Origin of the sequence: Sorangium sp. So ce448 (assembly GCF_051520915.1) — a bacterium.
GTDB classification, from domain to species: Bacteria; Myxococcota_A; Polyangia; order Polyangiales; family Polyangiaceae; genus Sorangium; species Sorangium cellulosum_B.
This window is the reverse complement of record NZ_CP150343.1, coordinates 2,119,962-2,139,681: the sequence shown is the minus strand read 5'-3', so window position 1 is coordinate 2,139,681 and position 19,720 is coordinate 2,119,962. Positions and strand designations below refer to the sequence as shown.

The 19,720-nt window shown below is 74.2% G+C and carries 11 protein-coding genes; 6 read left to right on the top strand and 5 right to left on the bottom strand.

Annotated features, from left to right (window positions below):
* Positions 1–182 precede the first annotated feature (182 nt).
* Positions 183–1,517: a M28 family metallopeptidase gene (locus WMF45_RS08125; protein WP_437716376.1), complete on the top strand. Its 1,335-nt coding sequence runs from the start codon at positions 183–185 to the stop codon at positions 1,515–1,517.
* An 82-nt stretch (positions 1,518–1,599) separates the two neighbouring features.
* Here WMF45_RS08125 and WMF45_RS08120 read toward each other — a convergent pair whose 3' ends face one another.
* From WMF45_RS08120 to WMF45_RS08110, 3 genes are all read right to left on the bottom strand, one after another.
* Positions 1,600–3,750, bottom strand: coding sequence for a substrate-binding domain-containing protein (locus tag WMF45_RS08120; RefSeq protein WP_437716375.1), 2,151 nt, complete (start codon positions 3,748–3,750; stop codon positions 1,600–1,602).
* Positions 3,751–4,099: 349 nt separating this feature from the next.
* On the bottom strand, positions 4,100–4,648 hold the full coding sequence (locus tag WMF45_RS08115; protein WP_437716374.1) for a hypothetical protein: 549 nt from the start codon (positions 4,646–4,648) through the stop codon (positions 4,100–4,102).
* A gap of 97 nt (positions 4,649–4,745) precedes the next feature.
* Positions 4,746–5,447: a hypothetical protein gene (locus WMF45_RS08110; RefSeq protein ID WP_437716373.1), complete on the bottom strand. Its 702-nt coding sequence runs from the start codon at positions 5,445–5,447 to the stop codon at positions 4,746–4,748.
* 98 nt (positions 5,448–5,545) lie between these two features.
* Between WMF45_RS08110 and WMF45_RS08105 the strand changes: the two genes are divergently transcribed.
* Positions 5,546–10,561, top strand: coding sequence for a sigma 54-interacting transcriptional regulator (locus tag WMF45_RS08105; RefSeq protein ID WP_437716372.1), 5,016 nt, complete (start codon positions 5,546–5,548; stop codon positions 10,559–10,561).
* A gap of 59 nt (positions 10,562–10,620) precedes the next feature.
* On the opposite strand, the gene WMF45_RS08100 is transcribed toward WMF45_RS08105, so the two are convergent.
* The gene (locus WMF45_RS08100; RefSeq protein ID WP_437716371.1) at positions 10,621–12,303 is read right to left on the bottom strand and encodes a hypothetical protein; all 1,683 of its coding nucleotides are present in this window, start codon (positions 12,301–12,303) and stop codon (positions 10,621–10,623) included.
* 556 nt (positions 12,304–12,859) lie between these two features.
* On the opposite strand from WMF45_RS08100, the gene WMF45_RS08095 reads away from it, so the two are divergent.
* The 4 genes from WMF45_RS08095 (at position 12,860) to WMF45_RS08080 (ending at position 18,641) form a co-directional block, all read left to right on the top strand.
* On the top strand, positions 12,860–13,453 hold the full coding sequence (locus WMF45_RS08095) for a hypothetical protein (protein WP_437716370.1): 594 nt from the start codon (positions 12,860–12,862) through the stop codon (positions 13,451–13,453).
* Between the two features lie 315 nt (positions 13,454–13,768).
* Positions 13,769–14,836 (top strand): hypothetical protein, encoded by a 1,068-nt coding sequence (locus WMF45_RS08090; RefSeq protein ID WP_437716369.1) that lies wholly within the window; start codon positions 13,769–13,771, stop codon positions 14,834–14,836.
* A gap of 260 nt (positions 14,837–15,096) precedes the next feature.
* A complete protein-coding gene (locus WMF45_RS08085; protein WP_437716368.1) occupies positions 15,097–16,167 on the top strand; it encodes a hypothetical protein in 1,071 nt (356 codons plus the stop codon).
* Between the two features lie 305 nt (positions 16,168–16,472).
* Entirely contained in the window at positions 16,473–18,641 is a 2,169-nt protein-coding gene (locus WMF45_RS08080; protein ID WP_437716367.1) for a substrate-binding domain-containing protein, read from the top strand.
* Between the two features lie 30 nt (positions 18,642–18,671).
* Here the strand turns inward: WMF45_RS08080 and WMF45_RS08075 are convergent, their stop codons facing one another.
* The gene (locus WMF45_RS08075; RefSeq protein WP_437716366.1) at positions 18,672–19,655 is read right to left on the bottom strand and encodes a LysR substrate-binding domain-containing protein; all 984 of its coding nucleotides are present in this window, start codon (positions 19,653–19,655) and stop codon (positions 18,672–18,674) included.
* Positions 19,656–19,720: the final 65 nt, after the last annotated feature.

Here is a 19,720-nt window from a genome sequence, read left to right as displayed (position 1 = left end):
CGAGCGGCCTCGTCATCACTCACGGACTGACGAGCTGGACCATGACTCCAGAGCTCCGGTGGAGCGCGCGTGTGTCCCTCATTGCATTTGACGCGATTCGATCCAAAGCTCGACTCACCGCGAGATAGTGCTTGGATAATTCGTTTGAGATCCGTACGGTGTCGCCGAAAGGGGAAGACGCCATGACAACCTGCCGCAATCGTTCGAGCGCCCTCGCCGCGCTGGGCGCCGCCTTTGCGCTCGCCTCGACGTCGTGCGCGTCCGGAGATCCGGGCGCGCCGGCGGCCGGAGAGATCCACGTTTCGCACGTGGGCAAGGATACGGTCAGCACGTTCCTGAACCGGCTCGCGACGGAGACTGGCCAGGTCGTCGTGACCCGCGCCAGCGTCGATGACGCCTGGCAGAGCGTCACTCTGAAAGAAGAGCGCGGGGCCTCGCTCTACCTCGTGGAGGGGCCGCTGCCCAGCGCGGCGCTCCCGGGCGAGCGCGCGCGCGTCGGCGGGATCGCCGCCGTCGCCGTCCCGACGGGCCGAGACCCCCATGACTGGCTCGGCTCGCACCGCCTTCACCCGGAGCCGCTGGGGGAGCAGGAGGTGGTCCTGTCGCGCGCTCCGGGACGACAGGCGGACCGCGCTCCGGCCGGGACGCGCGCGCCGCGCGACGATCACGGGCGCGACGCCGCCGATCTCCCCGAGCTCCACATCGACGCCGCGTTCCTCGAGGCGCGGCTCAAGGAGCTCTCCGGCGCCGCGCCCGTGACCGTCGGCGGCCGCTCGGCGGTCATCCGCGAGCGCGGCTCCGAGGACGGGCGCGCGCTCGCCCGCGCCTGGATGCGCCAGCAATTCGAGGCGATCGGGCTCACCGTCGAGGAGCACGCTTATCAGAGCGGCTGGAGCCGGGGCGTCAACCTGACGGCGGACAGGCCCGGCGCCGATCCGTCGCGCGTCCTCATCCTCTCGGCGCACTACGACTCCATGAGCAACGCGGGCGCCGACGACGACGGCTCAGGCATCGTGTCGTCGCTCGCCATCGCCCACGCGCTGAAGGACGTGAAGCTGAGCATCGGGCTCCGCGTCGTCGCCTTCGACCAAGAAGAGGACGGCCTCCTCGGCTCACGGGCCTACGCGAGCAAGCTCTACCGGAACGGGCAGATGAAGCAGGTGGTCGGCGTCCTGGATCTGGAGATGACAGGCTACGACTCCAACGACGACGGGCACTATCACGTCATCCACTGCAACGAGAACACGTCGTCCGATCTGGCCGCGCTGGTCGAGGAGGCCGCGTCGCGCGGCGACCTCGGCCTGACCCGGGTGGACGCCTGCACGAACCGCAGCGATCACGCGGCGTTCTGGCGCTACGGGGCGCCGGCCGTGGCCATATCGCAGGACTTCTTCGGCGACGACGGCAACCCCTGTTACCACCAGCGCTGCGACCGGGTCGATCAGCTCAACTGGGACTACATGCGGCGGCTGACCGAGGCCGCCGGGCGCGCGGCGGTGACGCTCCTGATGAAGTGATTCGAGCGATCGCGCCATCAAGCGATCGAACGGGCGAGGCCGCAGCGCGCGGACGAGCGTCCGAGGATGGCGCGAGGCGGCGCTACTCTGCCCGCCTCGCCTTCGTCTTCGTCTTCTTTTCTGGCCTGGTCAGCTCGCTGATGGCGGCCGCCAGCGACTGGAAGATGGATATGCCGCGCAGCTCGATCCCGAGGCCGACCATGCCCTGCGCCATCGTGGGCCCGACGCCGACGAGGCTCACGCGCGCGCCGAGCAGCCGGGTCGCCTGCGCCGTCTGCACCAGCGCCGCCGCGATCGCCTCGTCGACGAACGGCACGCCGGTCACGTCGAGCAGCACCCACCGGGCCCCCTCCCGCGCGACGCCCGAGAGCGCGGCCGCCGTGATCTGCTGCGCCCGCGCTGCGTCGATCGCGCCGATCAGCGAGATGAGCAGCACCCCGGGCAGCAGCGGGATGACGGGACAGCCGAGCTCCCGCACCGTGCTCGCCAGCGCGCGCTCGCGCTCGTAGGCGGCGGCCAGCATGTCGCGCTCCGCCTGCAGCGCGACCGCCATCTCTTGCTGCTCGAACGCGGCGATCAGGAGCGACACCCACATGGACAGCGGGTGGAGGTTGTCCGCGAAGCTCTCCGTGTGCAGCCCCCCCATCACCAGGGTCCCCCAGTCGCGCTGCGCGCTCACGATCGGGACAATCACGAGAAAACCGCTCGGCTCGTCCGGCAACGCGGCCGCGCGCAGGGCGGGCGGCGGAAAGAGGCCAGCCGGATACCGTCGCCCCACGAGCGCGGCCACGTCCGGATCGCAGGTGTGCACGCTCTCGATGACGGCCTCCGGCCCGTCCGCGCCCGGATCGTCCGCCCAGCGCGCGACGCACGCGACGCGCACTGTGGTGTGCGCCAGCCACCCGAGGCGCTCGTCGGTCCATACCTGCTTCGAGACAAGGAGCCTGCTCATGTTCACGTTGGCGCGAACCAGCCGCTCGAGGCTCTTCACGCTGTACCGCTCCGCCGCCACGAGGGCCCGCTGCTGCGAGAGGCGCACGCGGTCGAGGAACGTCTCCAGCCGGCGCGCGGCGTCCGGATCCGAGGCGCCGGCGAGCTGCCGCGCGGCGGTCGCCTCGATGTGCCTCACCACCGCGAGGAGGACGTCGATCCTGTTGTTGCGCGCGACCGCCGCGCCGAAGGCGCGATCGAGCGTCTCCACGTCCGGCAGCTCCGCCCCGGTGAGCGCCGCGCCGAGACCCCGCACGATCACCTCGGCCTCCGGCCAGGCGAGGGGCGCCTCGGCGGGCTGCGAGCACCTCGGCCCCTCGATCAGGCCGCTCAGCTGCCGGGGCAGCTCGCGCTCCCAGTCGCAGGGCGGCGCGTCGAGCTCCGGCACGGACGGCGCGGCCTCCCACGCAGCGCTGCCGCACGAGCGCCGCACCACGAGCTCGGCGGGGACGCGGGTCACGAGCTGCGGAGGAGGGCGGCCGTCGAGGAGATCGATGAGGCGCTCGACAGCCGTGCTCCCGAGGAGCACCGGGTCCTGCCGTATCGTGGTGAGCGGCGGCTGGCAGTGCTGGGCGGCGCTGATGTCGTCGAACCCCACCACGGCGATGTCCTCGGGCACGCGGTATCCGCGCGCCCGAAACGCGTTGATGGCGCCTATCGCCATCTCGTCGTTGCCTGCCACGAGCGCGGTGCAGAACTTGCCGTCGCGCTCGATGAGCGCCCGCACGCGCTGCTCGGTGTACAGGATGGTGCACTCCTGGAACTCGGAGAGCAGGTTGAGGCCGGTCTCGAGGCCGCGCGCGCGCAGCGCCTCCTCGAACGCGCCGGCCCGCTCGATGAAGTCGTCCGACGTCGCCTTGCCGATGTAGGCGATACGGCGATGACCGAGGCGGGCGAGGTGGTCGACGAGCTGGTGAATCGTAGCGTGGTTCTCCGCCCGAACGACCGGGCAGCGCGGGCCGAGCGCGGGCGCGCAGAAGATCACGCCGGGCTTCCCATCGGAGAGCAGCTCCTCCAGGCCGTCGATGGTGTACATCGTTATCCAGCCGGCCACGTGGTGAAGCGCCATCCCGCGCGCGAGGACGTCCCGAGGCGTCGCGCGGATCAGGAGGAGCTCGTAGCCGCGCGCGCGCGCGGCGCGGTGCATGCCGGCGAAGGCCGCTGCGTTGAAGGAGTTGTCCAGGAAGACCGCCGCGACGCCGATCGCCTTCGACGTGCGCTGTTCGACAGGCCCACTCTTCATCCCGGTCGCGTCCTCCCCCCACGTCGCACAGGCGAGCCTATCACCGTCGTCGACGAAACAACTGGAGAACTTCCGAGCAACCGGTCGGACATCGATCCGGAGCGCGCTTCAGGTGCGCGCATGTAATCAATTCCACACGGCCGCCCCGCAGCGCTCGCTTCCACAGCAGCTTCCGCGCGGCGCGGGCCGAGCGGGCCAGCCGTGAATCGATATTGTGGGGAGCCCTACGCAGGAGGCGAGAGGCGAGGGCGGAGACGGGGGGCGCTTCAGGGCGCGGCGGGCTCTCCCTGCGGAGCGCGCCGGCCGGCCGGGCGAGCGCGTCGGCCAGGGCGGGTAGCCGCGGGCGCGGTCACTTGCCTTGAGTGCGCCCGACGGGGAGCGCCGGGCCGACGCAGCCGCAGCCGCACGCGTCGGAGAATTGCGCCTCTCCCGGCGCGCAGATGAAGTCGACGAGGTGGCAGTACTCCGGATCGTGAGAGACGTAGCGGACGTCCGGATCCGCGGCGTCAGGGCAGGTCTCCGGCGCGGGGCCGACGCAGCCACAGCCGCACTCGCCGCCGAAGAGCTCCTCTGGCGGCGAGCAAGCGAAGTCGATGAGCGCGCACTCGTTCGGATCGTGAGAGACGTAACGGACGCCTGGATCACCCGGGTCCGGGCACGCGGGGGGAGACTCCTCGTCGATGCAGCCGCAGCCGCACCCTGGCTCGGTCATCAGCCGCTGTCCCTCCGCGCAGACGAAGTCGATGAGCGCGCACTCGTCCGGATCTTGAGAGACGTAGTGGACGCCCGGATCGTCCGGATCCGGGCACGCCCCGCCGCCGCCGCCCGTGGGAGGGTGACAGCCGAGCAGTCCGACGATCGAAGAGGCCGCAAGAAGCAACAAGGCACAGGTTCGCATGGTGATCTCCGTATCTTTCTCGTGTGGGTTGGGAGATGCGAGCTCCCCCTCGAGGCCCGTCTCGAGCCTCCCGGAGGAGCGGAGAGCTGGAATCGACTCAGGGAGCGCCGGGCACGAAGAGCGTCACCGCCCTCCGGAAGACCTCCGGTGAAGACACCTCGATCAGCGCCACTTCCTCGCGCGCGGCGGCGCCGGTCGGCCGGTACACAACGCGGAGCTCTCCGGCGCTCCCCGCCTCGAGGACCACGGGGGCCGCCGTTCCCTCGAGGCTGTACTCGGGCGCGGGGGCGCGCAGCGCGATCCTGTCGATCGCGAGCGGCGCGCCGCAGGCGTGCGCGAGCGCGACGGCGCTGCTGGACGTCGCGCCGGAGGCCGCCTCGGGCAGCGCGAGCTCCCGCTCGACCTCGAAGCAGTCCGCGAGCGGGCGAGGCGACGGATCGAGGGCGCCGACCCCGGCGACGAGGTCCACCGGCTCGGAGCGCAGCGCGCCGCGCCGCGCCTGGAGGCGCAGCTCGTTCCCGCGGAGGCCGTCGATGTCGAGCGCGAAGCTGCCGTCGCCCGCGACCGGCGCGACGACCGGGGGCGCGGTCCCATCGAGGTTCACCGCCCAGACAACGTCGGCGTCGGTCACGCTCCCGGGCGCCCCGGTGAGCTCCAGCGGGGCGCCGTCGCACTCGTCGCACACCGCGCCGACGACGTCGCCGGCGAGCGCCGGCGGCCGCTCGAAGGGCGGCTCCGGGATGGGGTTCACCCCGCACCCGGCGGCGCACGCGACGAGAAGGACAGCAAGCCAGCGCATCACGCCGCCCCTCTGTTCAAGAGTCGCGCCAATGGGATCCGCTGCGTTCCGCGGAGATCGTGGGCCCCTTTTGTACCATTCTGTACCATATTGTACCGATGGTACACCACGGCATTGCGCCAGGGGCCGTGGTCGATGGCCGTTACGAGGTGGTGCGCGCGCTCGGGCGCGGCGGGCTCGCCTCGGTCTACGAGGCGCGCGACCGGCTCTTCGATCGCGACGTCGCGATGAAATCGCTGAGCTTCGGCTCCGCGGGCGCGCTCGAGGCGTTCCGGCGGGAGTTCTCGCTGCTCTCGGCCTGCGCTCACCCGCGCCTCCCGCGCGCGTACGACTTCGCCCGGACGACGTCCGGCGGCGCGCCGGGCCAGCCGCTCACGTACGCCACGACGGAGCTCATCCGGGGCCGGACGCTGGCCGAGCACGCGCGGGGGCGCGCCTTCCGCGCGGCCCTGCCCGTCCTGCTCGACGCGCTCGACGCGCTCGGGTGGCTCCACGGCGCCGGCATCGTCCACGGCGACTTCAAGCCCGAGAACGTCCTCGTGCGGGACGACGGCGCGGGCGTGCTCATCGACCTCAGCGCGGCGCGGAGGATGCGCGCGGGCGCGGGGGACCTCTCGGGGACGGCGCGGTTCTTCGCGCCGGAGCTCCTCCGGGGGGCCCCGCCGAGCGCGCGCTCGGACCTCTTCGCGGTGGGGCGGACGCTCGAGGCCCTGTTCCCGCTCCTCTCCGGGGCGCCGCCCGCCGCCGCTCGCCGCCTCGCCGAGCGGCTCACCGCGGAGGATCCGGCGAGCCGCCCCTCCGGGGTCGAGGAGGTCCTCGAGGCCCTCTCCGCGGGCGGCCTGCCGCGGCGCGCGCCCGCCGTCGTGAGCGAGCCGGGCGAGATCGTCGGCCGGGAGCGCGAGGTCGAGGCGTTCGGCGCGGCGCTCGAGGCGCTGCTCCGCGGCGAGCGCGGGCCGCGCGCGGTGATCGTCACGGGCGAGGAAGGCGCGGGCAAATCGCGGCTGTTCCGCGAGCTCAAGTGGCGCGCGCAGCTCCGCGCGCAGGTCGTCGAGGGCGCGCCCCGCGGCGACGATCCGCTGCGCGCGCTGCTGGTCCGGGCGCTCGGCGGCGCGGCGCTCCCGGCCGGCGTCGACGCGCTGCTCGGGGCCCGCGGCGAGCTCGCGGGGGCGCGCGGGCGCGAGGGCGAGGCGGGGCGCGCGCCGCGGGATCCGCGCGATCTGCGGGATTCGCGCGATCTGCGCGATCCGTACGGATTGCCCGCGCCGCGCCGGCCGCGCGTGCTCGCGATCGACGACGCCCACAGGCTGGGCGCGCACGACCGGGCGCTGCTCGAGGCGCTCGTGCGATCGACCGGGCCGACCGACGCCGTCCTCTGGCTGATCGCCTCCGCGGAGCGGCTCGACGTGGGCGGCGGCGCGGTCGTCGAGCTGCCGCTGGGCCCGCTCGGCGAGGACGCGGTCCGGGTCTGGACAGCGCCCCTCGCCACGGCGGCGCGCACGTCGGACCTCCTGCGCGCGAGCGGCGGCCGGCCGCGCGCGCTCAAGGAGCTCTGCGCCGCGCTGGCGCAGCGCGGCCTGAGCGAGGCGGAGCTCGACAGGTTCGTCCACACGACGGGCACCCCGGAGCTCTGGCGACGGCGCGTGGCGGCGCTCGACCTCGGCGAGGCGCGCGCCCTCGCGGCGCTCGCGGTCGCGGACCCGCTCGGGCCCGAGGCCGCCGCCGCGCTCGGCGTGGGGCGCGCGGCGCTCGACGCGCTCGAGGCCGCGGGGCTCGCGCGGCTCGACGGCGAGGGGTTCCGCCTCGGTCAGCCCGGGCAAGCCAGGGCGATCCTGCCCTGGCTCGACGCGGGCGTCGTGCGCGAGGTCGCGGCCGCGATGGCGGCCCACCTCGCCGGCGCCGACGAGGCGGCCCTCGGCCCGGCGGTCCGCAGCCAGCGCGCGGCGGACCGGGCGAGGGCGCTCGTGCTCGCGGGCGACCACGAGGCGGCGCGGCGGGCGCTCGCCGCGTCCGGGCCGATGCTCGAGTGGGCGCCGCGCGCCTGGGTGCGCGCGGCGGACGCCGCCTGCGAGGTCCTGCCGGCGCCACGGACGCTCGTGGCCGCGGCGTCCGCGATCGAGGCGGCCGGCGACCCGCGGCGCGCGCTCTCGCTGCTCGCGCGGGCGAGGCGCGCGCGGCCGCCCGCCGACGTCGGCGCGGAGCTCTCGTACCGGGCGGCGCGCTGCTACGAGAAGCTCGGGAAGGTCGAGCGGGCGCTCTGGCAGCTCGGGCGCGCGCGGGCCCTCTCGCCCGGGCCCTGGGGCGGGCGGCTCGCGAGCCTCTCCGCGCGCTGCCTGCTGCGCCTCGGCCGCTACGACGAGGCCCGGCGCGAGGCGGAGGGGGCGCTCGCGGCGCTCGGATCACGCGAGGTCGAGGGCGCGCCCGCGAGCGGCGAGGCGCGCGAGGCGCGCGAGGCCGACAGCGCGCCCGCGAGCGGCGAGGCGCGCGAGACCGCCGCGGAGCTGGCCGAGACGCTGGGCCTCGCGCTCGGGTACCTGAGCGACCAGGCCGGGGCGCTCCAGAGCCTGGCGCGCGCCGTCGCGCTGCGGCCGGCGTCGGGCTCGCCCCGCGCCCGCGCCCGCACGCTCAGCTACCACGCGCTCCACGCCTACCGCGCCGGCGACGCGGCCCTCGCGGCGCGCGGGTTCCAGGAGGCGCTCGACCTGGCCGAGGCCGAGGGCCTCGGCGACCTGCTCGCGACGGCCGCGCTCAACCTGGGGACGGCGAGGCACCAGCTCGGCGACTGGGGCGCGGCGCTGCGCTGCTACGAGCGCGGGCTCCGGGCGGCGATCGCCTTCGCCAAGGAGCGGACCGAGGCGACGCTGCGCTTCAACCTCGCCAAGATCCACGCGGACGTCGGCCTGCTCGAGCGCGCCGAGCTCGCCGTCGCGCGGATGCGAGCGCCCGAGGGCCCGAGGGCCCCCGAGGAGATCGCCGTGGCGGCGCTCGGGCTCGCCGCGGAGATCGCCGCCGCGCGCGGCGCGCTCGGCGAGGCGGCGCGGCTGCTCGAGGAGGCCCGCGCCGGCCACGCGGCGCGCGGATCGAAGCGCGAGGCGTGCGAGGCGGTGATCCACGCCGCGGAGGTCGCGCTCGCGGCGCGGGACAGGGCCGCGGCGGGCGCGCGGCTGGCCGAGGCCGCGGCGCTGCTCCGGGAGACCGACGCGGCGGACCTCGCGCTGCGCCACGCGACGGCGGGCGCGGAGCTCGCGCTGGCCCGAGGCGACACGGACGCGGCCCTCGCCGAGGTGCAGCGGGGCGCGGGACTCGTGGCGAGGGTCTCGCAGCTCGAGCTCCACGCGAAGCACGAGGAGGTGTCCGCCGCGGTGCTCCGCCTCCGGTCGGCGACGGCGCTGGCGGAGCGGCACCGCACGGCCGCGCTCGAGTGCTGGGAGCGCATCGGGAGCACGCTCCCCGCCGAGCTCGCCGAGGTCTTCTGGCGGCACCCCCGGCGGGCCGCGCTCCGCGGCGGGCCCGCGCCGCCGGGGGCCCGCATGGAGCTCGTGCTGAAGCTGCTCGAGGTGAACCGGCGCCTGAGCTCGACGCTCGACGCGGAGGAGGTGCTCCGCCTCGCCATGGACGCGGCCATCGAGCTGACCGGCGCCGAGCGGGGGTTCGTGATCCTCGCCTCGCCGTCGCCGTCGCCGTCGCCGGAACCGGGAGGCCACGCGAAGGGCAAGCTCGAGGTCGCTGTCGCGCGGAACCTCGATCGCGAGCGCGTCGGCAAGAGCCAGCTCAAGTTCAGCCACGGGATCGCGAAGCGGGTGGTCGAGCGTGGGGAGGCGGTGCTCACGGTCGACGCGCTGGCCGACGAGCGGTTCCACGGGAACGCGTCCGTGCACGGCCTGCGGCTCCGGTCGATCGTGTGCGTGCCGATCCGCGCGCACGGCGCGGTGCTCGGCGCCGTCTACCTCGACAACCGGTTCCAGCGCGGCAAGTTCGCGGAGGGCGACGCGGATCTGCTCGGCGCGTTCGCCGACCAGATCGCGGTCGCGCTGCACAACGGCAGGCTGATGGCCGAGCTCCGGGACCGCACGCGGGCCCTGGAGGAGGAGCAGCGGCGGGTCGCGGAGCTCATGCGCTCGCAGGCCGACGAGATCGAGCGGCTCTCGCACGAGCTCGAGCGGACCCGGGCGGACGCGCGCCGCGACTTCCCGGAGATCGCGGGGAGGAGCGCGCCGATGCGCGCGGTGCTCGCGCTCTGCGAGCGCGTCGCGGAGAGCGACGTGACCGTGACGGTGACCGGCGAGAGCGGCACGGGCAAGGAGCTCGTCGCGCGCGCGATCCACGCGGGCGGGCCCCGGCGGGACGGGCCGTTCGTGGCGGTCAACTGCGCCGCGCTGCCGGAGGCGCTTCTCGAGTCGGAGCTCTTCGGCCACGTGAAGGGCGCGTTCACCGGCGCGGTCCGCGATCACGGCGGGCTGTTCGTCTCGGCGCGGGGCGGGACGCTGTTCCTCGACGAGCTCGGGGAGGTGCCGCTCGGCGTGCAGGCGAAGCTGCTCCGCGCGCTCCAGGAGCGCTCGATCCGCCCGGTGGGGTCGGACCGGAGCGTCTCGGTGGCCGACGTGCGGGTCGTCTGCGCGACGAACCGGGATCTGCGGGAGGAGGTCGCCCGGGGGCGCTTTCGCGAGGATCTCTACTACCGGGTCAGCGTCATCGAGATCCGCCTGCCGCCGCTGCGCGACCGGCCGGACGACATCCCGGCGATCGCGCAGGCGATCGTCGAGAAGCTCGCGGCGCGCCAGGGCCGCCCGGCCTTCCGGCTGTCCCGGGGCGCGCTCCGGCGGCTCTCGTCGTACGGCTGGCCCGGCAACGTGAGGCAGCTCGAGAACGTGCTCTCGCGCGCGTGCGTGCTCTCGCCGGGCCCGGAGATCGGCGCGGCCGACATCCAGCTGCCGGCGGCGGCGCCCGCGCCGCGGGGCCGGTCGCGCGCCGAGCACCAGGGCGCCGAGGAGGAGCGGATCCGCGCCGCGCTCGAGCTCTCCCGCTGGAACGTGAGCGAGGTGTCGAGGAGCCTCGGGATCCCGAGGATGACGCTGTACCGGAAGCTCGCGCGATACGGGCTCTTGCGGAAGGAGTGAGGGTCAGGCCAGCGTGAACAGGGCGCCCGCGACCAGCCGCCCCACGCCGAGCGAGGGGGCTAATCCCAGATACGCACGACCATGAGCCCGAGGTTCGACCGCTTCCCCGCGGCAACGATGCGGCCGTCGCGCTGGACGGTGACGGCGTAGAGGTAGTTCTGGTCCGGATGGTCGTCGAGCACGACGGCGCCCGAGGCGCCGAACCCGGCGTCCCTGGAGCCGTCCGGCAGGAGCCGCAGGATCGAGGCCGTGATGCCCGAGTTCACGGTGCCACCCGCGACCGCGCCGAGGATCTTGCCGTCGGCCTGGAGGGCGACACCGTAGCCCCGCACATAGGGCTTCTCCTCGCCGCTCGCGTTCACCATGCCAGTCCCGCCGAACGTCGTGTCCACCGAGCCGTCCGCGTTGAAGCGCGCGAAGGCATAGTGATTCACGCCGTCGAGCGCATATCCCACGAGGACCGGCTCACCGTCGCCTCCGAGGGCGAGGTCGGAGTCGTTGTAGGGCGTCTGCGTGAGATAGGCGATGCCGCCCGTTCCAAAGCCAGGATCGAGGACCCCGTCGCCATCGAGCCGCGCCGCAAGGAAGGTGGGGCCCGCGTCCCGCTCCGTCCCTCCGGCGATGATGTGGTCGTCTCCATCGATCGCGACGGAGTGCAGCGGCCGCTCATCCATCGAGAAGATGCCCGAACCGCCGAAATCGCGATCGAGGTCGCCCGTGGCGGAGAACCGCACGACGATGCCACGGTTGCCCGGCTTGCCGACGCCGGCCGCGATGATCCCGCCGTCGCTCTGGACGGCGACATCGAACCCGTCCGAGCCGCTGATCAAGGCAGGTTCGAGCCTCGCGACCCCGCTGGCGCCAAAGGCTTGATCGATCCCCCCGTTCGCGTGAAACCGGACGACCGCGAGCTGCTCGTCGCGCGTCCCCACCGCCAGGATGCGCCCGTCCGGCTGCAGGGCCAGCGACTCGATCGTCCCCTTCTGGCCGACGACGAGGCCCCCTGTGCCAAACTCCGGATCGAGCACGCCGCTCGGCAGGAAGCGCGCGAGCCCCCAGGTGTCCCCGTCGACCCCTGCGACGAGGATCCTGTCGTCCTCCTGGACGACGACGGCGCGCGCCTCGTGGGGCGTGCCGCTGGTGGCGATGCCCTCGCCGTCGAACGATGCATCGAGCGTCCCCGGCGGATCGGCGACGAGCAGCGAGACGGGCACCACCCGATCCTCCAGCCCGGGTGCGCTGGCCACGAGCGAGGGCGCGGCACCACCGACCTCCGCGAGCGGCTCCGCGGTCAGCGTGAGCACGCCCGAGGCCTCGCCCTCCGAGACCACGACCGGGCTCGCCGTGACGCCGCTCGGCAGGCCCGACAGCGAGAGCGCGACGTCGCCCACGAAGTCGTCCGAGCGGGTGACGGCGACGGTGAGCGACGTCGAGCCGCCGCGCACCACGCGCGCCGCCGCCGGGTCGAGCGCGATCGAGAAGCCCGCCTGCGGCGCCCCGCCGCCGCTGCCGTGCGCGGAAAGGTCGCCGCCACCGCCTCCGCCCGACGCGGCGGCCCCACCGGCCCCGGCGCCGCCGTCACCGCCGGCCCCGTCGCGCGAGACGTCGTGAATGCCGAGGATGCCCTGGCAGCCGAGCGCGAGACAGGCCGCGGCCGCCCCGGCGAGGAAGGCCCCGCGCGCGAACCGGACGCCGCGGGCTTGCGGGGGTGGCGCGCTCCTCTGTGCGAGGGGGAGGATCATGCCGGCAGGCTACCACGTCAGCTCCCAGCCGGACGCAGCGCCGCGACGGCGTCGGGGTCACGCGCTCGGAGAGATTGCGCGGTACAGGTTCCCGAGCCTGCCGTACGTCTCAACCGCCCCCGGATAGAACCGCTTGGTGTTGAAGTAGCCCTGATAGCAGGCGTAAGAGTTCGTCGGCGAGAGATCGGGCTCGAGCCCGGCGAAGCGCGCGTAGTTGCACCCATCAGGAGTCCAGCCAGGGCTCCGAGGAGAAATTTCAACGCAAAGACGCAAAGACGCAAAGGCGCAATAAAAAAACAAGTTCCATGCCTTCTTGCGTCTTTGCGCCTTTGCGTCTTTGCGTTGAATCTCTCTCCGCTCGCAAGATAGAGCCCTCCACCCCGCCTCATCACGAGCGTCTCTGCCAGGTGGAGGAAGCGGAGGAGATGGCGCGCCTCCTCGTCCGGTTCGTGACGTGGTCCGCCTTCCCCGGGCATCCGCCAGCCCGGACGGCCCACCACGCCGCGAGCACCAGGCACACCTGTACATCCGTTCAATGATCTGCTAGCCGATCGGCATGCGCCCCCGCAAGGCCGCCGCCGCCGTCGTCGAAGAGCTGCCGCCCGTCGAGGAACCCATCGACGCATTCCCGCCCGACGACACAGCGGCGGACGAGCCGAGCTCCGCCGTCCGGGAGCCGCTCGCGCTCGATCTCCTCTGCATCGACTGCGGCAGCAGCGGCCGCGGTCATGACGGCTGCGCGCACCGCGAGCGCGCCCGCTTCCACGCGCCGCCGCGGGCAGCGATCGAGCTCGTCGCGCGCCTGCGCCGGGCCGCCGCCGAGCACCGCGCCGCCGCCCGCGCCCTCCGCGCCCTGGTCACCGCCGAGCACGCGCGCGGTCGCGCCGAGATCGAGCGGGCGGATCCGGTCGAACCGCCGCTGCCCGAGGCGGAGCCGGAACCCCCCTCGCCGCCCCGGCTCGAGCTCGCGGCGCCGGAGCCGCCCGCGCCGCCCGCCGTCTGCCCGCGCTGCGCCGAGCAGACCGAGGGCGAGCCGGCGGAGTCCGGGGCGCCGCCGCGCCGGCCGAAGCGCAAGGGGCGGGTGGCCCTCGAGCAGCAGGCGTTTCTCTTTTCGAGCGACTCCGAGCAGCACCCGCCGCACGGGACCTGAGCCGCGACCAGGGCGCTGCCGAAGGAATCGGAGACCCGGGATCGGCGTTAGGCTGCGCCGATGTCCCCGAGCCCGTCCCGAACTCCTCGCTTGCGCGCCGGAGGCGGCGCTCTGGCCGCCGCGCTGCTCTGGCAACTCGCCTGCACGGCAGGAGCTCCACCCGGAACTCTGCCCGTGACCGGAGCGCGCCTGTCACCCGCGCCGCCTCGGCAGGAAGACGCGACACCACCGCGCCCGCTGCCCGCGGAGCGCGAGAGGACGCCTGCTCCGCCGCCGGAGCCAGCCGCGACCGAAGCGCAGCCTCCGCCCGATGTCGTGTCCACGATGCAGGCGCTCGCCGCGCTCGACACCAGCGCGGACGGCATCGGGCTGAGCGCGCCCCCCGCGGGAGCTCCGGCGCTGCTCCGCGCCTTGAAGGCCGAGCTCCGAGGCGTCGTCGGGCGCGCGCTCGACGCGGCCGAGGGCGCGCCGGCCGCCGCACGCACGCGCGCGATGGCGGAGCTCGAGCGGCTCGGCGTCCGCCCCGCCGGCGAGGAACGGCGGTGGGGCAGCCTGCTCGACCTCCGCATCGAGCAGCCCGCGGCGCACCCCGAGCTCCGGGTCGCGCTCCTCACGCTCGCGGTCCCGTGCGGCGAGGACGCGTCTCTCTACGTCTTCGAGCGGGGCCCGGCGGGCTTTCGCCTCGCGCTCGCTCACGAGAGCGATCCGTCGGAGTGGACGTCCGAGGGAAACCGGCTGTCTTATGGCTTCCTTGCGGGCCGACCGAAGGGGCGCTGGGCGCTGGCCGTCTCGAGCGCGGAGTCGTCCTGTGTCTCGCTCTGGAGGACGCTGACAACGAGGGTGCTGCTGGAGGGAACTGACCCGCTGCACCCGCGCGCGGCCTTCGCGAACAGCCTCCGATTCCACATGCCGGCCGGCTACACCCTCGCGGTGTCCGCCGGGGGCTTCACGCTGGGCTGGACAGGCGACCCGACCTTCCTCCCATGGTACCCGCGCTGGGACGCCCTCGCCGCGCGCTACACGGTGGAAGGCGACAGCGTGCGTCGAGCGCCGCCCCTCGCGCCTGACGCGGAGTCGTTCGTGTACGCCTGGCTCGGGCTCGAGTGGGCAGAGGCCGAGCGCTGGCTCTGCCCGGCGGCATCGCCGTCCGCGGGCCAGCGCTGGCACCGCGAGCTGCGCGCAGCGCTGCCAGGGCTCGCGTCCACACCGCAGCTCGGCGCGTGCGGGGGCCCCGACGGGGAGGATCCAACGAAGTGCGAGGACGTGGAGCTGTGGCTGACGCGCCCGGGCCTCGCCCGGTCCAACGCGACCACCCACGTCCTCCTGGCGAAGCAGGGCGCGGACCGCTGCGTCGAGCGCGTGTTGTCGAGGGTGAAGCCATGAGAGGTCCGGGCAGCGGCTCGGTCGAAAGCAGGAGGGTCGCGGCGGCGATCGAGCGGCCGGCGTGGCGGCGCCTGCGCGGACTGGCCCTCTCCTGCGCGGCGTGCCTGTCGCTCGCGCTCACGGCGTGCGCGGCACCCGCGCCCGAGGCGAGAGGACCTTTGGCGCCGCGGACGATGGCGCGACCCATCCAGCACATCGCTCCCACAGCCCTCTCAACGGCCCCCCCAACAGCCCCCCCGGCGGACGACGCCACGGACCTCGTGAGAGAGGCGCTCGCCTCGTTCCTCGCCACCCCGAGATCGGGCACGGCCGACGATCAGGACACGTGGCTGACGCCGCGGGTGAGCGTGGAGAAGCTGCCGGCGGAGTGCTGGGAGCTCGCGCCGGAGCAGGACGCAGCCGGACTGGCGAGGGTCGCGCTGCACCGGCGCGAGCGCGGCCCCGTCCAGTGCGCTCCGTTCAGCGCGCGCCTCGCGCCGTTCGCCACGTTCGCCGTCGACAGGCGCGCTGGCACCGTGCGCTGGTGGGACGAAGCTACGCCCCGGCCGATGCGCGAGTTCTTCGCCGCGCGCGAGGAGTCCCTGAGAGCAGCCGTCTCGGCGCTGGAGAAGCGCTTCATCGACGACGCCATCGCCTGGGGAGGCACGACCGCGCTGCACGTCGAGGACGAGACGGCCACGCACCTCCACGTGTCCGTGCTCTCGCCCGACAGCCGCAAACGGCTCGCGCGCTTCCGCGTCGACAGGCGCACGCACGAGCTCGCGTGGGACGACAACGGCGAGCTCCGCGACTACGCGGCGTTCAAGGCGAGCTGGTACCGGGACCATCCCCCGGCGGTCACCGCGCTCGGCCAGATGCTCGAATGGAAGTGGTCCGGCGTCGATTCGCTCACGCTGGAGGCGTCACACGGCCACGTCTTCGATCTCGTCGCCCGGGCGGGAGAGACGTGCTCCCCGGCGAGCCGCATCTGCGCCACGGAGCGATTCCGCGTCGATATGCGGCGCGGCGCGGCGATGTGGCACGACGGCAAGGCCTACGTGCCCATCGAGCGGTTTCTTCAGGACCTGGAGCGGAAGGGGCAAAGGGCCGTCGTCCTGGCCAGGGCCTGGGCGCTGAAGCAACGAGGGCCCGCCGGCGCCGCCTGTATCGCCTTCCGGCCCGAGAGCGTCGACAGGGCCAGCGCGCACGTCCGGATGCACCTCGCCCCCCCGTGCAACACCTCCCCGATGCTGATGACGCTCGCGTGGTACTTCGTGGACCTGCGCACAGGCAAAGTGTGCTCGTCCGAGGACGACACGTGCGGTCCGGAGTCCGGGCAGGGGAGACCATGACATGAGCCGGCGGGGGCGCCGGCCCCATGAGGCCGCCCGCCGCGGCGCCCTTCCGGCGCGCGACAATCGGGGCTGACAAGCCTCGCCATCCATCCGATACTCGCGCCGCTTGCCGCACAGCACGGCCATCAGCAGGCGACCGGGAGCCGGACGTGAGGACGCGGGGACGCCGGAGCTCGAGACGGCGAGCATCCGCTCCCGCCGCGAGCCGCATGGCCACACGGGTGTCGCGTGCTACCAGGTTGCGCTTGTGATCGCGTCACGACGGAACGCGGGCGCTGAGGACCACCGAGGATGCTGCCACCATGTCGCTCGATAGAGCCATCGGCATCATGTGCCCCGACATCTGGGGCAGCTACGTCTGCGAGCTTCTCGGCGGTATCCAGTCGGCCGCCGCGCGCGCCGGATATCGGGTGATCGCCATCCGGGCGTCCCCGCGAGACGTCCACAGGCTGCGGCTCGCGCGAGACCAGATCGACGGGTGGATCGCGCTCATCGACGCGGCGGAACTCGAGCCCTTCCTCGACGACGGCCGGCCCGTCGTGACCCTCAGCGCGCGCGCAAACGAGGACGCGCGCTGTCCCTACGTCCTGCCCGACAACCACGGTGGCGCCCTCTCGGCCGTACGCCACCTGCTCGACCACGGCCACGAGCGGATCGTCTTCGCGGGCCACATGGCGCACGAGGACATCCGGCAGCGCTTCCAGGCCTACCGGGACGCGCTCGAGGAGCGCGGCATCTCGTTCGACCCCGACCTCGTCTTCGATCTTCCGAACAACGAGCGGGCGAGCGGCCGGCTCGCCGTGCGGCGCCTGCTGGAAGAGGGCGTCACCTGCACCGCGATGTTCCTGTCGGCCGACAAGGAGGCGCTCGGGGTCCTCGACGCGTTCGCCGAGGCAGGCATCCGCGTCCCCGAGGACATCGCGCTCGTCGGGTTCGACGACATCGAGGCGGCGCGGTACGCCTCGCCGCCGCTGACGACGGTCCGCCAGCGGTTCGACCGGCTCGGCGGGACGGCCGCCGAGCTGCTCCTCGACCTCCTCGCCGGACGGGAGCTCCCCTGCGCGGGGCACATCGCGCCGACGACCCTGGTCCTGCGCCGCTCCTGCGGCTGCTCCCCCGCCCCGGCGCAGCGCGACGCGCCCCCGTCGTCCCGCAGCGCCGCGGCGCCGGCCAGCGCGCCCGCGTCGGCCCGCAGCGCCGGTGCGCTGGCCGGCGCGCTCGCGCGGGAGCTCGCCGCGCTCGCGAGCGCCTCGACGGCCCTCGAGGCGAGCGCGCCGCCGGAAGAGGCCTGGCCCGGGGCGATGGAGGTGGTCCTCGGGCTCGAGGCGGCCGTCTGGGGCAGGCCCGGCCCCGCTGCCGCGACGCTGGAGAGGGCCTGGCGAGAGGCCGCGGAGCAGATGCCCGACATCGACCAGCTCCTCGAGATGGTCGACCGGCTGGAGCGGGCCGGCCAGAAGATGCTCCGCGGCGCGCGCGACGCCGCCGCCGAGCGGCGCGTCGCTGTGTACATCCGGGCGGCCCGGCGCGCCGTGATGGAGGGCCGGGTCGCGATCGAGGCGGCCCGCGCCGACTACCTGAACGGCCTGCTCGACATCAACCTCGTCATCCGGGAGACGCTCCTGGAGGACGCGGGCGGCGGCGGGAGCAAGCTGAGCTGGCTCTCCGCCGTGCAGATGAGCTGGGGCTGCCTCGCCGTATGGGAGGCGCCCGGGGACACGGGTCCCCTGCTGCGGGTCGTCGAGAGCTGCTCCCCCGGCGCGGCGGCGGCCACGCCGGAAGCGGGCGCGCGCGTCGCGGCCGAGGCGTTCCCGCGCGGCGACTGGCTGCCTGCCGCCGCCCGGCGCGACGATCACGTCCTCCGGCTCATCCCGCTCCGCAGCGAGGGCGAGGATCGCGGCATCCTCGCCGTCTGCGCGCCGGTGAGCAGCCCGCTCGGGCTGGATCACCGGGACATGGAGATGTGGGTGGCGATGCTCACCGCGGCGCTCGAGCGCGCGTCGCTGATCGAGTCGCTGATCGCGCAGGAGCAGCAGGCGCGCGCCGCCTACGAGCGCGAGCGCGCCCTCGCGGACGACGTGCGCCGGCTCGGGTGCCCGGTCATCCCGCTCGAGCAGGGCGTGCTGCTCGTGCCGCTCGTCGGCGCCATCGATCTGGAGCGCGCGCGCCACGTGCTCGAGGTGGTGCTCGCGGAGCTCGGCCGCCAGGAAGCCGAGGTGCTGCTGATGGACATCACCGGCGTGCCCTTCGCCGACATGCAGGTCGCGGCGTCGCTGATGAAGACGACCCGCGCCGCCCTCCTGCTCGGCGCCGAGGTCATCGTCGTGGGGATGCGGCCGCAGGTCGCGCAGGGGTTCATCCGCCTCGGCATCGACCTCCAGGGGATGACGCTCCACCAGACCCTCGGCAGCGCGCTCTCGGCGCTGCGCCGCAAGCGGCAGCCGCTCGACGCGCCGCGGGTCCCCCGGGCCTGAGCCCCCGGCGCGCGCCGCGCCTCGGCGCCGCTATTCCGCTGCGTCCGGCCGCGCCGCGGCGGACCCGCGGGTACGGCGGCCGCGCTTGCCTTCCCCCGGCTCCCCCGGCGCGCCGCGCGCCGCGCGCGGCTTGCCCTTGCTGACGCCGACCCGCCGCACGAACGACAGGAACTGCTCGAGCGTGGGGGAGGCGTCGTCGGCGCGCCACGCGACGAGCAGATCGGTCGACGGCGCCCCGACGATCGGCCGCAGCGCGAGCCCCTTGCGACCGACATTCTTGATGGATTCCGGCAGGATAGAGACGCCGAAGCCCGCCGCCACGAGGCTCAGGATGTCGAGGTGCAGCGCCTCCTGCGCGATGCGCGGGGAGAAGCCCGCCGCGCGGCAGAGCCCCATCACCAGGTCGAAGAAGGCCGACCCGCGCTGGCGCGGGAACACGACGAACGGCTCGCGCGACAGGAGCTCGAGCGGGATGCGCTTCCGCGCGGCGAGCGGGTGATCGGCCGGCAGGGCGACGAGGAGCGGCTCGCGCCGGACGCACTCGGACGCGAGCCGGGCGTCGTGGAGCGGCGCCCTCACGAAGCCCACGTCGATGCGCCCGTCCTTCAGCGCCTCGATCTGCTCCTGCGGCGGCATCTCGCGGAGCGCGAGCTCCACAGCGGGGAGCTCCCCGCGAAAGGTGCGGACCAGCTCGGTGATGCCGCTGTAGGCGAGCGACGACAGGTACCCGACGACGAGGCGCCCGGTCTCGCCAACGCTCGCGCGCCGGGCCTCGTGCACCGCGAGCTCGAGCGCGTCGAAGACCCGCCGGACATGGGCGAGGAGCACCGCGCCCGCGGGCGTCAGCTCGACGCGCCGCCGCGAGCGATCGAAGAGCGAGAACCCGAGCTCGGACTCGAGATCCTGGATCTGCCGGCTCAGCGGCGGCTGGGCGATGCCGAGCCGCTGCGCCGCGCGGCCGAAGTGCCGCTCCTCGGCGACGGCCGTGAAGTACCGGAGGTGGCGTAGATCCATACCTTGAAGGTATCGTGTGATACGAAAGAATAGATTGGACGAACGTCGAGGGCACCCTAAATGCG